Annotated in this window: 19 protein-coding genes; 4 read left to right on the top strand and 15 right to left on the bottom strand. The window is 46.5% G+C overall.

Annotation, left to right across the window (positions count from 1 at the left end; all coding sequences use genetic code 11):
* The 3 genes from HUN05_22935 to HUN05_22925 form a co-directional block, all read right to left on the bottom strand.
* Complete coding sequence (locus tag HUN05_22935) at positions 1-186, bottom strand: ferredoxin (GenBank protein WDP87629.1); 186 nt, start codon at positions 184-186, stop codon at positions 1-3.
* Positions 183-413 carry a hypothetical protein gene (locus HUN05_22930; protein ID WDP87628.1) on the bottom strand — a complete coding sequence of 77 codons (231 nt, stop codon included), beginning with the start codon at positions 411-413 and terminating at the stop codon, positions 183-185. Before HUN05_22930 ends, HUN05_22935 begins: the two co-directional genes overlap by 4 nt.
* A gap of 101 nt (positions 414-514) precedes the next feature.
* Positions 515-1,192 (bottom strand): hypothetical protein, encoded by a 678-nt coding sequence (locus HUN05_22925; protein WDP87627.1) that lies wholly within the window; start codon positions 1,190-1,192, stop codon positions 515-517.
* Between the two features lie 279 nt (positions 1,193-1,471).
* On the opposite strand from HUN05_22925, the gene HUN05_22920 reads away from it, so the two are divergent.
* Positions 1,472-2,149 carry a transglutaminase domain-containing protein gene (locus HUN05_22920; GenBank protein ID WDP88202.1) on the top strand — a complete coding sequence of 226 codons (678 nt, stop codon included), beginning with the start codon at positions 1,472-1,474 and terminating at the stop codon, positions 2,147-2,149.
* 53 nt (positions 2,150-2,202) lie between these two features.
* Here the strand turns inward: HUN05_22920 and HUN05_22915 are convergent, their stop codons facing one another.
* The 4 genes from HUN05_22915 to HUN05_22900 all read right to left on the bottom strand — a co-directional run bounded on the left by HUN05_22915 (position 2,203) and on the right by HUN05_22900 (position 5,697).
* Positions 2,203-3,270: a hypothetical protein gene (locus tag HUN05_22915; protein WDP87626.1), complete on the bottom strand. Its 1,068-nt coding sequence runs from the start codon at positions 3,268-3,270 to the stop codon at positions 2,203-2,205.
* A 144-nt stretch (positions 3,271-3,414) separates the two neighbouring features.
* Positions 3,415-4,365, bottom strand: coding sequence for a universal stress protein (locus HUN05_22910; protein WDP87625.1), 951 nt, complete (start codon positions 4,363-4,365; stop codon positions 3,415-3,417).
* Between the two features lie 182 nt (positions 4,366-4,547).
* Positions 4,548-4,748, bottom strand: a complete 201-nt coding sequence (locus HUN05_22905) for a hypothetical protein (GenBank protein WDP87624.1) — start codon at positions 4,746-4,748, stop codon at positions 4,548-4,550.
* Positions 4,749-4,911: 163 nt separating this feature from the next.
* Positions 4,912-5,697, bottom strand: a complete 786-nt coding sequence (locus HUN05_22900; GenBank protein ID WDP87623.1) for a methyltransferase domain-containing protein — start codon at positions 5,695-5,697, stop codon at positions 4,912-4,914.
* A 170-nt stretch (positions 5,698-5,867) separates the two neighbouring features.
* Here HUN05_22900 and HUN05_22895 point away from each other — a divergent pair, with 170 nt between their 5' ends.
* Positions 5,868-6,473: a hypothetical protein gene (locus tag HUN05_22895; GenBank protein ID WDP87622.1), complete on the top strand. Its 606-nt coding sequence runs from the start codon at positions 5,868-5,870 to the stop codon at positions 6,471-6,473.
* Positions 6,446-7,219 (top strand): methyl-accepting chemotaxis protein, encoded by a 774-nt coding sequence (locus HUN05_22890; protein WDP87621.1) that lies wholly within the window; start codon positions 6,446-6,448, stop codon positions 7,217-7,219. Before HUN05_22895 ends, HUN05_22890 begins: the two co-directional genes overlap by 28 nt.
* A 105-nt stretch (positions 7,220-7,324) precedes the next feature.
* On the opposite strand, the gene HUN05_22885 is transcribed toward HUN05_22890, so the two are convergent.
* On the bottom strand, positions 7,325-8,536 hold the full coding sequence (locus tag HUN05_22885; protein ID WDP87620.1) for an IS256 family transposase: 1,212 nt from the start codon (positions 8,534-8,536) through the stop codon (positions 7,325-7,327).
* A gap of 56 nt (positions 8,537-8,592) precedes the next feature.
* Between HUN05_22885 and HUN05_22880 the strand changes: the two genes are divergently transcribed.
* The gene (locus HUN05_22880) at positions 8,593-9,279 is read left to right on the top strand and encodes a hypothetical protein (protein ID WDP87619.1); all 687 of its coding nucleotides are present in this window, start codon (positions 8,593-8,595) and stop codon (positions 9,277-9,279) included.
* Positions 9,280-9,347: 68 nt separating this feature from the next.
* Here the strand turns inward: HUN05_22880 and HUN05_22875 are convergent, their stop codons facing one another.
* The 7 genes from HUN05_22875 to HUN05_22845 all read right to left on the bottom strand — a co-directional run bounded on the left by HUN05_22875 (position 9,348) and on the right by HUN05_22845 (position 14,392).
* Positions 9,348-9,557, bottom strand: coding sequence for a hypothetical protein (locus HUN05_22875; GenBank protein WDP87618.1), 210 nt, complete (start codon positions 9,555-9,557; stop codon positions 9,348-9,350).
* Between the two features lie 201 nt (positions 9,558-9,758).
* The gene (locus HUN05_22870; protein WDP87617.1) at positions 9,759-10,097 is read right to left on the bottom strand and encodes a hypothetical protein; all 339 of its coding nucleotides are present in this window, start codon (positions 10,095-10,097) and stop codon (positions 9,759-9,761) included.
* Positions 10,098-10,115: 18 nt separating this feature from the next.
* Positions 10,116-10,601, bottom strand: a complete 486-nt coding sequence (locus tag HUN05_22865) for an IS630 family transposase (GenBank protein ID WDP88201.1) — start codon at positions 10,599-10,601, stop codon at positions 10,116-10,118.
* 156 nt (positions 10,602-10,757) lie between these two features.
* Positions 10,758-11,969: an IS256 family transposase gene (locus HUN05_22860; GenBank protein WDP87616.1), complete on the bottom strand. Its 1,212-nt coding sequence runs from the start codon at positions 11,967-11,969 to the stop codon at positions 10,758-10,760.
* 126 nt (positions 11,970-12,095) lie between these two features.
* Positions 12,096-12,407: a hypothetical protein gene (locus HUN05_22855; protein WDP87615.1), complete on the bottom strand. Its 312-nt coding sequence runs from the start codon at positions 12,405-12,407 to the stop codon at positions 12,096-12,098.
* Positions 12,322-13,704 (bottom strand): phosphoenolpyruvate--protein phosphotransferase, encoded by a 1,383-nt coding sequence (gene ptsP, locus HUN05_22850; protein WDP87614.1) that lies wholly within the window; start codon positions 13,702-13,704, stop codon positions 12,322-12,324. The genes HUN05_22855 and ptsP overlap by 86 nt, the downstream gene beginning before the upstream one ends.
* 28 nt (positions 13,705-13,732) lie before the next feature.
* Positions 13,733-14,392, bottom strand: coding sequence for a GAF domain-containing protein (locus tag HUN05_22845; GenBank protein ID WDP87613.1), 660 nt, complete (start codon positions 14,390-14,392; stop codon positions 13,733-13,735).
* Positions 14,393-14,454: the final 62 nt, after the last annotated feature.

Raw genomic sequence — 14,454 nt, 5'->3', positions numbered from 1 at the left:
TTATTCCCAGGAGATACAGTCTTTGGGGCAGTTTTTTACCGCTTCAATAATATCTGAATCCCCATAGTCTTTTAGGGGAAGGACTTCCACAAACCCGGCATCGTTGATTTGAAAGGCATGGGGGGCCACATCAACACAGACCTCGCAGAGAATACAATCACCAAGATCAATGACAGGGATTTTCATAGGACCTCCTTGTGAATGGACTCATCCCACCAGCCTTTTTGCACGTGGGCATGTTTCTCTTTTTGGGCTAAATCCAGAATCCGGTATCCGGAATCTAACAGAATTCCGTAAAGCACACCGCACCCGGGGTCTTCCTGCTGCTCATACCCTTTTTGGGCCAGCTCAATCATTTCACGGGCCAGTTTAATGGTATGGGCGATATTTTTGTCACATTTTTTTTCAAGCACGGTTAATCTCCCACGAATGAGTCCGGCAAGGCGGTATATAATTTATGTGAAGATGAACAATATTCAATATCATATGCCAGCCTCTTAGGATTTGGTAAAAATTATGCCTTGTGCCCAGGCAAGGCCAGTTTTGATATTGGGATGTGAACAAGGTCCCATCCCGTATATATATCAATGGGGTGATTGTCGGTCTTAATATGGGGCGGCATCCTCTTCTGGTCAAGGCTGCCTGCATTTAACAGGGCCCGAAGGGCAAACCCCCGCCTTACCGGGTCCGGGGAGTCAAGGTGGGCCATTATCTGCTGGGCTGTGGTCCGGGTCAGGTCTTGGGGGAACGCCTGTAGATAAGTGCCGATGCCCCAGAGAACACCCCGCTGAAGCATTTCGTGTTCAATATGGTTCCCCCGGTGGTCCAGGTATGAAAAGAGGATGGATTTAAATTCTTTGGAGAGTTGAGGGCTTTTGCTCAAAATCTCTCCCATGGCTTCTGGAGACCCCCAGCCGATTCCGCCGGATTCATCATTCAGGTTCCACATGATCCGCCGCAGTATGATCCTGGCCTTTTCCATGGTGTGTGCAGATATCCTCACTGCAAGCTCTCCCATGGCGGTCACGCTTCTGTATTTAATCAGCTCATCCAGATGGTAGAAATGGGAAAATAAATGTCCGGTCAACTGGGCATCTGGAATTTTTTTGAATTGAGCCATGGCTTCAGTCCTTGTACATTTTTCAAGAATAGACCTGACTTGTTTTTTTATTTTTCTGCCATGGGGCTTCATTTGTCCTCTCTTTTACTTTAGGTGCGCTACACAGAGAAAATAAAAAGCATAAACCATGCCAGTTGTTTGGCCCTCTTTATTTCAGGTGGTTAGGGTGAGACATAGAGCTTTTTTAAAGGGGTGTATCCATTATTTTCAAGTCTGTCTCGGCCTGGGCAGACAAATGTGTCTCAATGTCTTGGTTAAAAAAAGGAAAGCATATTGATTTTCAAACCTGCACCAGGTATAGGAAAGAGATTAGACCCTTTCTAACAGATACTTTACAGGTCAGCGGGAGTAATTCAGATGGATATGTCACCCACGTTTTTTATTGATTCGGATCATCCTGAAATTAAAGCCTTTTCAACCCATTATACCCAAAACGCCAAAACAGATCTTGATAAAGCCATCGGCCTTTACTATGCGGTCAGGGATGAAATCCGGTATGATCCCTACAGCATTGATCCCCGGGCAAAGACCATGAAGGCCAGTTATACCCTGGAGAAAAAAAAAGGCTATTGTGTGGCCAAGGCCGTTCTTTTGGCTGCCTGTGTCAGAAGCCAGGGCATACCGGCTCGACTGGGGTTTGCCGATGTGAAAAATCATTTGACAACGGACAAGCTCAAACAAAGAATGGGAACCGATCTTTTTGTCTGGCACGGGTATACGGATATTTTTCTCAATGATAAATGGGTCAAGGCCACCCCGGCATTCAACCTGGGCCTGTGCAAGGCCTTTGGGGTCCTTCCCCTTGAATTTGACGGTATTCAGGATTCAGTATTTCATCCCTTAAATGCCAAAGGGGACCGTCACATGGAGTATGTCAGGGATCATGGCCGGTTTTCAGACCTGCCCTGGGATACAATTTTGAAATCTTTCATGAAAACCTATCCTGATTTCCATGAAAAGATGGGCCCCTCATCCAATGATTTCCGGGGTGAGGCCCTGGCTGAAAATATTAAAAAAAAAGAAGACTAAAGACGTCCCCCCCTGCAGCCCCATAGGGTTTCAGGGGGGACGGGCAAGCAGTTCTAATAAGCAGTTCTAACGGCAGCAGAAAGATCCCGGGTTAGTTCCAATACCCGTTTGGCAGAATCCAGATCCAGAGATCCTGTACCGCAGGAGGGCGTGATAAAAATCTGTTCAATCAGGGTCTGTTGGTCGATGCCCAGGGCAGTGAGCTGAGACAATTGATCGTTAAACATTTGGACCAGCCCCTCTAAGGTCTGGGCTGCAATGAGGTCTGCCCTTTCCGTGGGAACAATACCCATGGCCAGTATCCCGCCCTGGTTGACAAAGGTTTTAATCTGTTCAGGATAGAGGATGAATTTGTCAAAATAGGAAAAGGCGTCAAAATTGATGATGTCGATCCCGCTTTCCAGCAGCATATCCCATTCAGTATTGGCACAGACATGGATACCCACAAGACCTTTTTCCCTGTGGATGATTTCCACAATCTCTTCAACACAGGCAATGACGTCCTCACGGGTGATGGTAATATAGGCAGAGGTGCCCATGCCGGCCAGTGCGGGTTCGTCCAGGAAAATAATCGGTGTTGCACCTCTTTTGGCAAAGGTCTGTGCCTGCCATCCTGCATTGAGGCCCAGTTGTTTGACCACCACATCCCTGAGCTGGTCATTGTAGAAAACATCCTTGCCCTGTTCATCCTTGAGTGCCGTGGCAAAGGTGATGGGGCCCGTGACCTGACCTTTTAATGCATTAAAATGCCTGTTGCTGCCATCCACCTGGCGGATAAATTCTGTAAATCCTTTTCCGGTTTGTTCGGTAAAGGCAAACCGTGATCCTTCAAGGTCTGTCCCGGGCTCTGACAGGGAAAGATAATCTTCGAAAAAAGAGAGAAATTCCTGGTCAAAGTTTTCTTTTTGGGTGTCCAAATAGAATTTATCCCCTTTTTCGGTCAATCCGGGCAGTCCGGGCAGGAATTGGTTGATCATTCCTTCTTCCTTGAACAGGGGAAGCTGTACCCATAAGGGCACTTCAGGGGTATGTGCCATGACCATATCTGTTGCGGCCTTATAGTCTGTCATGGGCAGACTGCCCACGAGAAGGGGGTGGGCATTGGCTTTAAATGATGTCATTGTATCTTAACCTTAGCAAATATTGTAATTAAAGAGGGGTTATATCATTTTTCCAAAATAAAAAGAACCATAATAGAAAGGATATCTTTGCTTTGTTTATGGGCCTTAATCCCCGGGCTGGTGTTGTGAACAAAGTGAGTCTGATTATCTGGTTTGCCTTACGGCCATCACCGGGCAGTTTGCCCGGCTGATTACCCGGTCTGTGGTTGAGCCCACCAGAAATTTGTCCAAAAGACTGTGGCCGTGAATGCCCAGAACAATCATGTCTATTTTATGGATGTCGGAATAGTTGATCAATTCTCTATAGGGCTCACCCTGGCACAGACCTATAACCGGGGTACACCAATGACGGCTCTCCTGGGGGACCATCTGGTTGAGCTGGGCCTCAAGCCTTTTTTTGGATTTTTCTTCAGGGCTTTTTTCTCTGTCCAAAGGGTCATCCCATTCTGGAAAATCATCTTCCGGAAGGTTCAGAGGGCCTGTACCGGCCAGGGCCAGCGGTATATGGGGCTTGACCACGTGAACCAGGTGGAGTTCTGCTTCAAATTCCTGTGCCAGGCTCAGGGCATAGTCAAAGGCCAGGCCCGAGCCTTTTGAAAAATCGCATCCTACCAGGATTCGTTTTAAGGGCAGTTTGATCCGGTCTGTTTTTTCTTTTGACCGGGAGTGGAGGACCAAAAGGGGACATTCCAGGGTTTTAACCAGCCGGTCTGTCACCGATCCGACCAGAAATCGCTTGACCCCGGATCCCCCGTGGGTGGCTCCGATGACAAGGTCTATCCTATGTTTTTTAGCCAGGCGGGTGATTTCATCTGCCGGATGCCCCAGTGACACTCGGATGGTGGCGCTGGTGTCATTTTCCCAGGCAAGGGATTCAAGGGCCTGTTTGGCATCTTCAAGGCGCCGGGCCGTGACTTCTTCTGTGGAAAATCCAGCCTGGGCATGACTGGAGAGCATGACCGTATCCTGAACAACGTGGCAGAGGGTGATCTGTGCATCAAACTCTCTTGCCAGGGCTTTGCCATAGGAGAGGATCAACGGTGCAAATCCTGAAAAATATAGAGCACACATAATCTGTTTTGGATAAATTCTCATGTTTTTCTCCTTTTTTTGTGGGGTTAAAAAAGGAATCATCTGGTCAGAGGGAAAATGAAGGTATGAGAATATACGCCGGGCATGTGAACCATGAAATCCAATTGGGTTTCAACAGACCTAAATTGTAGTCTCCCGGCAGGGCTGCGTCAAGAAAAAACAGGGGCAGGTTTTGTACTGGCAGATCATTTTATTTTAAGACGAATATTATGGGCCCGGAGAATACGATCAACCGCATCGTTAATTTCAGTCAGGCTCAAGCTGGATGTAAATTTATTCCCTGTTGTGGAAATGTCAATTCCTTTAAGGTTTTTTTTGGTCAGTTTGAGCAACACCCCGAGGCCGAAAGATTTTTCAACTTCAAATGGTTTATTATCCCTGGTCATGATTTTTCTCCTTGGCAGGTTTTGGATCTAAATATAATTATCGGTTTAACCCCTATAAAATTAAGGCCATAATAATAAAATAAGACGCATTGCCTGAGATGCCAGGGGCACGGGAAAAAAGATGAAAATTAAACCCCATGGCCGGTGGAATGTTTGAGGGATATCAGCTTGCTTTAAGCCCCAGAATGTGCTGGTACCGGCCCAGGTCCTTAAATGGCTGTTCCCTTGAAAATTTTAGTTCAAGGGCTTTTACCGTCTCCGGGTCCCGTTCCCTTAGGTCCGGCTTCAGTATATAATCGTGAAACACCCGGATTCCGCTGTGGCAGAGTATTTCAAACCCGGGCTTGGAAAGCCAGTTCAGCACTTCTTTCGGGGTTCTGGGCCATGTGGGGGTGAGGCTTCCGGGAAAACCATTATACTCCTGAGTTAAAATTTTTTTATAATTGGCTCTGAGCAAGTTTTTGTAAATCATCCCAAAAAGGTTGTAAAAACTCAAAGACAATGCCCCGTTCACGGGCAAGAGGGATAAAAGGTGGTCAATCAGTTGTTCAGGCGCTGCCACCCACCCGATAACCCCGTGGCAGAGAATAAGATCAAAGGGGGGATATTGGCCTGGGGATAATTTTTGAACCGGGCCATGGCAAAGGGTAAGACGGTCTTGAACGCCTTGTTTTGAAAAATTTTCTCGGGCAATATCCAGCATGTTTTTGGATAAATCGCAGAGGACAACCCTGTGTCCGCGTTTTGCAAGGCCTATGGAAAAGGGTCCATATCCCCCGCCTGCATCCAGAATAGTTAAAGGTGAATCTTCTGCAAGGCTCAGGGCAGGGGGATAAAATTCAGTCAAATCTTTTTCCATCACAGCCAGACGAATCTCTCCTTTTAGTCCGCCATAGACTTTTCGTTGGAATTTGGGGGCAAGGTCGTCAAAGTTTTTATCTGTTTTCATGGCCGGGAGTATGGATCCAATCTTTTGCATTGTCAATTGGCGCGGGGTGTTTAATGAGGATTTATGTTTAAATCGTATTGCTTTTTCATAAAGATCGTATTAGTTTTTATTGCCGGATTACAAAATATTTTTTCCAAAAATTTATATAATAAAGGGTTTATGAAATGAAATTGACGTCAAAGTTATTGTTTCCCCTTGGCGGATTGGTGATCGTCGGGCTTGGGGTGGCCATATTAACAGCCTATGTCAGTGCTAAAAACGGGCTTGAAAAAACCAATACTGCAAATTTGAGGCAGATATCTGTTTCGGCCCAATCCAAGGTGTCCCATTGGATGGGTCAGAACACCATTGCCATGGATACCTGGTCCAGGATGGATGTGATGGCCGATTCTTTGGATTCGGATGATACTCAGGCCTCAGCCCGTTTGGCCAGCGCAAAAATGAAGCATTATATTGATACCCACAAGGTCTTTTCCGGCATGCGCCTGACCAATGATAAGGGGATTGTTATTGCCTCTTCCCATGCCAAGAACGTCAACAAGCTTAACGTCTCCACCCGGTCCTATTTCAAGGCATCCATGACAGGTACGCCGTTTACCTCCGAGCTCCTGTTGAGCAAAACATCGGGCAAGCCCATCCTGGTGATATCAAGCCCGGTGAAAAAATCGGGCAGGATATTGGGTGTGCTCTATGCCGTGGTGGATCTGGGGGGGGGGGGGGTAGCAAGGCTCAACTGGATACCATCAAGGTGGGAGAAACCGGATTTGTATTTATGATAACCCATAAAGGGGCGGTTCTGGCCTATCCTCCGGATACCAAAAAGATTATGAAACTGGACTTGAGCACCTTTGAATTCGGGCAAAAAATGCTGGAAATGAAAAACGGGACATGCAATTACGAATTTGAAGATGCGGATCTGATGTCCGCGTTCAGCCAGGTTCCCATGACCGGCTGGGTGGTGGTGGCGGTGGCCCCTGAAAAAGAGGTGTTTGCAGAGGCCGAGAAAATAAGGACCCTGCTGCTGATCATCGGTGCTATTGTGACTTTTGTGTTATGTGCAGGAATTGTTGTTCTGTCCAATCTTTTTATCACAAGACCCATCAAGCGGGTGGTGGAAAGTATCAAGGACATTGCCCAGGGTGAGGGCGATCTGACCCGGCAACTGCCCGTCAACAGTCAGGATGAGCTGGGAGAGCTTTCCACATGGTTTAACACCTTTTTGGGCAATCTTCAGCAGATCGTCAAGGATATTGCCGACAATTCAGGCCAGGTTGGGAATTCGTCCGGCCAATTGCTGGATAGCGCCCAAAATCTTGCCAAAGAGGCCAAGGCATCTTCCCAGCGGTCTGATTCTGCGGCCAAGGGGTCGGAATCGGTGAACGCCAACATGAACGGTATTTCCCAGACCATGGGGACGACTATGGACAATACCACCATGGTGGCAGCAGCCACAGAGAGGAATGTTCAGAATTCTGTGTCACGGTTTCGGTTCCCGGATCTGCCTCAGCGCCAGCGGAAGTAAAAGTCAGGTCCGAGAATGGGCCTTCAATCAGCCACGTCGGAGGAGTTGACTTTTGCTGGAGTGGAGTTCCTGGAACCATCTTTTCCATCTGTAAATAAATCCCTATCAAATTCCCAGCTCTTTATCCAGCCGGCCTTCAAAGAAAATTGCCAACTGGGAAATTGTCAGTGACCAATTTTGAATCGGCATTGTCCATTTTTTACTGGCGTTCTGGATCCCCATGTAAAGCAGCTTTAACAGGCTGTCCTGGTTCGGGAATGATCCCTTTGTTTTGGTCAGTTTTCGAAACTGTCGATGCACAGCCTCAATGGTATTTGTGGTGTATATTATCCGTCGAATCTCTTCTGGATATTTAAAGAAATGACTGAGGCGTTCCCAGTTGTTCCGCCAGGATTTTATCACAATCGGGTATTTGTCATTCCATTTATTTTCCAAGATATCCAGTTCTTCTTCGGCCAGATCCTTATTGACCGCTTTATAAACACGTTTTAGATCTGTCATAAATTCCTTTTTATTTTTGGAACCAACGTATTTCAATGAATTTCGGATCTGGTGGACTACGCAGAGTTGAACTTCTGTGTCCGGGAATATGGTCTCAATGGCCTCGGGAAAACCTTTTAGACCATCAACACAGGCAATCAGGATATCTTTTACCCCTCGGTTTGAAAGGTCTGTTAACACCTGCAGCCAGAAGTTCGCACCCTCATTCTCGGATATGTACAGCCCAAGAACCTCTTTGCGGCCCTCGATATTCACCCCAAGAATTGTGTAAACGGCTTTGCTGCCGACCTTTCCGTTTTCTCGTACTTTATAATGTATGGCATCAAGCCATACGATTGGGTACACATTTTCCAACGGCCTGGCTTGCCATTCTTTGACGGTATGGATGATTTTATCGGTAATGGTGCTCAGAGTGGCATTTGAAATCTCAAGTCCATAGATTTCCTGTAAATGGGAAGCCATATCATTATAACTCATGCCCAGGCCGTAAAGGGCTATTATCTTTCTTTCAATTTCATCGCTGAGCGTTGTCTGATGTTTTTTGACGATCTGTGGAGAGAAGGTTCCGGCCCTGTCACGCGGGGTTTCCAGCTCAAATTTACCATCCAGGGATTTAATGGTCTTTTTGCTTTTTCCATTACGGCGGTTGGCAGAAACTTCCTGCCCGAGATGGGACTCCAACTCTCCTTCAAGAGCAGCTTCAGCAAGATTTTTGATTAATGATGTAAGGACGCCGCCCTCACCTGTGAAGGGTTTACCTTCCTGGATGCCTTTAAGGGCTTTTTGAAAATCAAATTCGGTGTTTTCTTCGGTCATGTCAGTTCTCCTTATTTAGCTGAGTATATCAGCTTTCATTCAACTGACACAGAATTTTGAACGCCCTCGCCACAGAGGAGATGACCGCCACCATCAACGAGATTGCCAAAAACTCTGAAAAGGCCAGGGAAATTACCACAAGTGCCGTGACCCAGTCCGCTACCGTGTCTGAACGAATGGAGGAACTTCGGTCGGCTGCCCAGACCATTGGTGCGGTAACCGAAACCATTAATGATATTTCAGAACAGACCAATCTGCTGGCCCTGAATGCTACCATTGAGGCGGCCCGGGCCGGAGAGGCCGGCAAGGGATTTGCCGTGGTGGCAAACGAGATCAAAGATCTGGCCAACCAGACAGCCAATGCGACAGCAGACATCAAAGAAAAGATCGGCGGTGTCCAGGATACCACGGTCAACACCGCAGAAGAAATCAAGTCCATTTCAGGGATTATTTCAGATATCAATGATATTATTTCCACCATTGCAGCCGCCATCCAGGAACAGTCTGCTGCCACAGGGGAAATTTCCAACAATGTCAACGAGAGTTCCCAGGGCATTGAACAGGTGACCCAGTCCATTGTTGAAGGGGTTGAGATGCTTCAGGAAATCAATGAACAAATCGGTCAAGTCAATACCTCTTCTGACCGGATTTCAGGAGACAGCCATAAGGTGGCGTCCAATGCAGAAGAGCTTCAGCGTATGGCTGCTGAGCTCAACAGCATTGTGGGAAAATTTAAATACTAATTTTGATAAAGGTATAAAAGGCGTGCTGAAAAATCTTTTGGCACGCCTTTTATCTTTTGGATATTGGCTCAGTCAGTTGAAAAATCAATTTCACATTCATCGTTGAGGTGAACCCTGAAAAAATAAATTCCCAAGCCTGCCACGGGTATTGCTGCAATAAACCCGAAAATGGGCAGCAGGGTCAGGCCGATGATCACAAGCCCCATGGCTGCGCCGAGCATGATAATTCCAAGACCGAATTTTGATATTTGTTGAGGGATACATTGATTTTTTGACATGATGCCTCCTTATTTTAATTTTGTATCAAGGCAAAAGATAGCCTTTCCTAATAAAATAAGTAAGAAAATCCAAATGGCAATATTTTTTTTACCATTTAGAGCTTTTTTATGAATTCAAAAGTTCAATTGGCATAGGCAACAGGAAATTGCCTGATGAAGAAAACGGCTTGATGGAAGATCTTTTGGAAAACCAATGTTTTTTTATTGACCGGGCCGAGTCTCAAGTATTTTTGCCGCATCCTTGATCCGGGTCTGGCTGACCAGGGTTTGGGCATAGGTTCGGGCCTGATCCATGGTCATGGACATGATGGTCTTCTGGACCTTTGGCAGAAATTTGGGATTCACGCTCAGGGTTTTAATTCCCATTCCCACAAGAAAGGGGATGTGTTTGGGGTCGTGGGCCATTTCTCCACACACGGAAAGATCAATGCCCTGGGCCTGGGCGGCCCTGGCAACGGTTTGGATGCCTTTGTTTACGGCTGGGTGAAAGGGGATATAGTGGTCTGCAACCAACTTGTTGGTCCGGTCCGCCCCCACCATATATAGCAATGCCGATAATTATTTATACATCATGATAATTTCATCAATCGTTTCGTTTTCATTGTATTCACGGATGGTTTTTAGGGCCGAAAAATCGTGTTCAATCGGATTGAGATCCGGTGAATACGGGGGCAAAAACAAAAGAGCTGCACCAGTTCTTTCGATCAAATATTTGGTTTCTTCGCCCTTGTGGAAGGATGCGTTATCCATCACAACGACATGATTATCGTTCAGATGTGGACTCAACTGGTGTTCGATCCAAGCATTAAAGATATCCGCATTGCATGTTCCCTGAAACAAAAATGGTTCTTCAAAACTATGTTCGATGCGGGCAGCAATCAAAGACGTTCGAGGGTGCTTTGTTCCTGCAATCAAACCATGAACACGCTGCCCTTTGAGAGCATATCCATAGCGACGGGTTGTATAAGGCGAAAAGCCGCTTTCATCAACATAAACAAACGTTTTGCAACGACGTACATAACGTTCACCGGGAATGTTCAGAATTCTGTGTCACGGTTTCGGTTCCCGGATCTGCCTCAGCGCCAGCGGAAGTAAAAGTCAGGTCCGAGAATGGGTCTTCAATCAGCCACGTCGGAGGAGTTGACTTTTGCTGGAGTGGAGTTCCTGGAACCATCTTTTCCATCTGTAAATAAATCCCTATCAAATTCCCAGCTCTTTATCCAGCCGGCCTTCAAAGAAAATTGCCAACTGGGAAATTGTCAGTGACCAATTTTGAATCGGCATTGTCCATTTTTTACTGGCGTTCTGGATCCCCATGTAAAGCAGCTTTAACAGGCTGTCCTGGTTCGGGAATGATCCCTTTGTTTTGGTCAGTTTTCGAAACTGTCGATGCACAGCCTCAATGGTATTTGTGGTGTATATTATCCGTCGAATCTCTTCTGGATATTTAAAGAAATGACTGAGGCGTTCCCAGTTGTTCCGCCAGGATTTTATCACAATCGGGTATTTGTCATTCCATTTATTTTCCAAGATATCCAGTTCTTCTTCGGCCAGATCCTTATTGACCGCTTTATAAACACGTTTTAGATCTGCCATAAATTCCTTTTTATTTTTGGAACCAACGTATTTCAATGAATTTCGGATCTGGTGGACTACGCAGAGTTGAACTTCTGTGTCCGGGAATATGGTCTCAATGGCCTCGGGAAAACCTTTTAGACCATCAACACAGGCAATCAGGATATCTTTTACCCCTCGGTTTGAAAGGTCTGTTAACACCTGCAGCCAGAAGTTCGCACCCTCATTCTCGGATATGTACAGCCCAAGAACCTCTTTGCGGCCCTCGATATTCACCCCAAGAATTGTGTAAACGGCTTTGCTGCCGACCTTTCCGTTTTCTCGTACTTTATAATGTATGGCATCAAGCCATACGATTGGGTACACATTTTCCAACGGCCTGGCCTGCCATTCTTTGACGGTATGGATGATTTTATCGGTAATGGTGCTCAGAGTGGCATTTGAAATCTCAAGTCCATAGATTTCCTGTAAATGGGAAGCCATATCATTATAACTCATGCCCAGGCCGTAAAGGGCTATTATCTTTCTTTCAATTTCATCGCTGAGCGTTGTCTGATGTTTTTTGACGATCTGTGGAGAGAAGGTTCCGGCCCTGTCACGCGGGGTTTCCAGCTCAAATTTACCATCCAGGGATTTAATGGTCTTTTTGCTTTTTCCATTACGGCGGTTGGCAGAAACTTCCTGCCCGAGATGGGACTCCAACTCTCCTTCAAGAGCAGCTTCAGCAAGATTTTTGATTAATGATGTAAGGACGCCGCCCTTACCTGTGAAGGGTTTACCTTCCTGGATGCCTTTAAGGGCTTTTTGAAAATCAAATTCGGTGTTTTCTTCGGTCATGTCAGTTCTCCTTATTTAGCTGAGTATATCAGCTTTCATTCAACTGACACAGAATTTTGAACGCCCTCCGTTCACGAAGACGAAGATATGCATTTCTTTTGCTGTCGCTTCGCTCCCTGTATCCCGTCATCTTTTTTTTCGAGTGATTCCGAGTTGTTTCATATTATACCAGATACAGGCACGGGATACTCCGAAATGCTGCGCCCTTTCCGATTGTGTCATGTCATCATTTGTCTCCACATGGAGGCGCAAAGCTTCCAGATCCAAACTTCGTGGTCCTTTTGGACCGGGTTTCTTGTATGACAAACCATCTTCGGCAGACGTCCAGTTATGAACACTTCCACGGGATACATTAAACTGACTGGCAGCTTCCGTCTTGCTTCCTCCATTTTCTACAAAATCTATAACGCGTTTGCGTAAATCTGATGAATATCTCATGGGGAAAATATAAGTTGTATAAATCCTTGTTCAAGTAATTGTTTACTCTGCTATACTGGATAAAATCATTGGTGCCGATGGCAAAAAAATCAGCTAGCCTGGCAAATTCGTCAATGGTGCTCAATACAGAGGGCAGTTCGATCATCATGCCGATTTTAATATTGGGGTTATGGGGTATTTGTTCTTGGGAAAGATCCTTGGCACAGTCCTCAACCACCTGGTTTGCCTCCAGGAATTCATCAATGGAAGAGATCAAGGGGAACATAAGGCGGATGTTGTTTTGGTCATAGGCCGCCCGTAATATGGCCCTGATCTGGGCTTGAAAAATGTCTTTGTGCTTAAGGGTAAACCGGATGGACCGCAGCCCCAATACCGGGTTGGCCTCCCGGGAAAAATCGGCATAGCTCAAGGTTTTTTCGCCGCCGGCATCCAGGGTTCTGACCGTAATGATTTCTTTGTCCCGGGTCTGGTCAAAGAGTTGTTTGTAGATCAGGTATTGTTCATCTTCCGAAGGAAAGCTTGACCGGATCAAAAAGGGAAATTCAGTCCTGTAAAGCCCGACGCCCTGGGCTTTGAGTTCATTGGCCAGGCGGATTTCACTGAGCAGGTTGATATTGGCTAACAGCCTGATTTGATGGCCGTCCCGGGTAAAGGTGGACCCTTGCATCTCATGATGGGTCTGGCGTTCGGCCTCTTTTTTGTTTTTGAACAGGGAAAGGGTATCTGAGTCCGGGTTGATAAAAATGTTTCCCTGGCCTGCATCCAGGAGTAATCGGGTGGTTTCAGGCAGGTCCAAAAGACGCGGGTCGTCTGCAATGATCAAAGGGATGCCAAGGGACCTGGATAAGATGGTTACATGGGAGGTGACCCCGCCGCCGACCAGAACAAACCCCTGGATGCCGTCGGCCACAAGTTTGAGGATGTCCGAAGGGTAAAGATCTTCAGCAACGGCAATACTGCCTTTACCGGGCAGGTTGCTGGTGTGCAGCGCCTTGAGGTTGGATAAAAGCCGTATGCTTAAATCTTCCACATCCACCGCTTTTTCTTTAAGATAGGCATTGGGGCTTGATGCAAATATTTCTATATATTTTCGGGACAGGTTTTGAATGGCCTTAACCGGGGAGACCCCACGGGCCACCTGGGATTCCATTTTACCCGTGAAATTTTTATCCTTGAGCATCATGAAATGGGCAGTGAAAATCAAGGATGCGCTTTCAGGAAGGCTTTGTGCAAATTTTTCCTGAAGGGCTTTTAACTCTTCCATGGTTTTTTCCATGGCAGCCTTGAAATCCGTCATGGTATAGGCCGTTCCCGAGAGATCCGGTTCATAAATGAGATTTTTCCGGTTCTGGCGTGAGGGCCTGATCGTTCCTGTGGCAGATCCTGAACTGTCTGATTTGCCTTTGATATAAGGTCGGCAGGCTGGAACAGGCGATTGGGTGTCTGGGCTCCGGGTGCTCCAAAGAGAGGGTCATGAGTAGCCTTGCATTTTCAATGGCCCCTGCCAGCTGGGTGACAACTGTTTTTAATGCCCGTTCATCAAACAGGGTAAAATGATCAATCTCTTTGTGCTGAACCGCCAGCACCCCGATTCGCATTTTGCCTCTGCAAATGGGGATACACAAGAAAGAGTTAAAGGGATCTTCATTTGCATTGTCAAAATATTTAAAGCCTACGCTTTTCCGGGTATTGCCTTCCCTGAGAATGCGGTCTTCTGAAAAACATTTACCCACAAGCCCTTCACTGGGTTTCATTCTGATCTGGTTCACGGCCCCGGGGTTCAGGCCCTGGGTGGCTTTGAGCACCAGTTCGCCTGTTTGGGCCTCAAAAAGATAAATGGAGCTTACATGGGATTTAAGGTGTTTGGCCACAAGGGCTGTGGTGCTGGCCAAAAAGGTTTCAATGTCAGAATTCCCGGTGAGGATGGCGGTCAGCTCCCCTAAATCACACAACAGGTTTAAATGATCCTCTTCTCTTATGTTCATCTGATCTTTTCTTGTCCTTAAAATCTATCCCGGGATTATCCCAAGGATGAAGATTTAGTCTA

This window comes from Desulfobacter sp. (genome assembly GCA_028768545.1).
GTDB lineage: Bacteria > Desulfobacterota > Desulfobacteria > Desulfobacterales > Desulfobacteraceae > Desulfobacter.
This window is presented reverse-complemented; position numbering and strand designations above follow the sequence as displayed.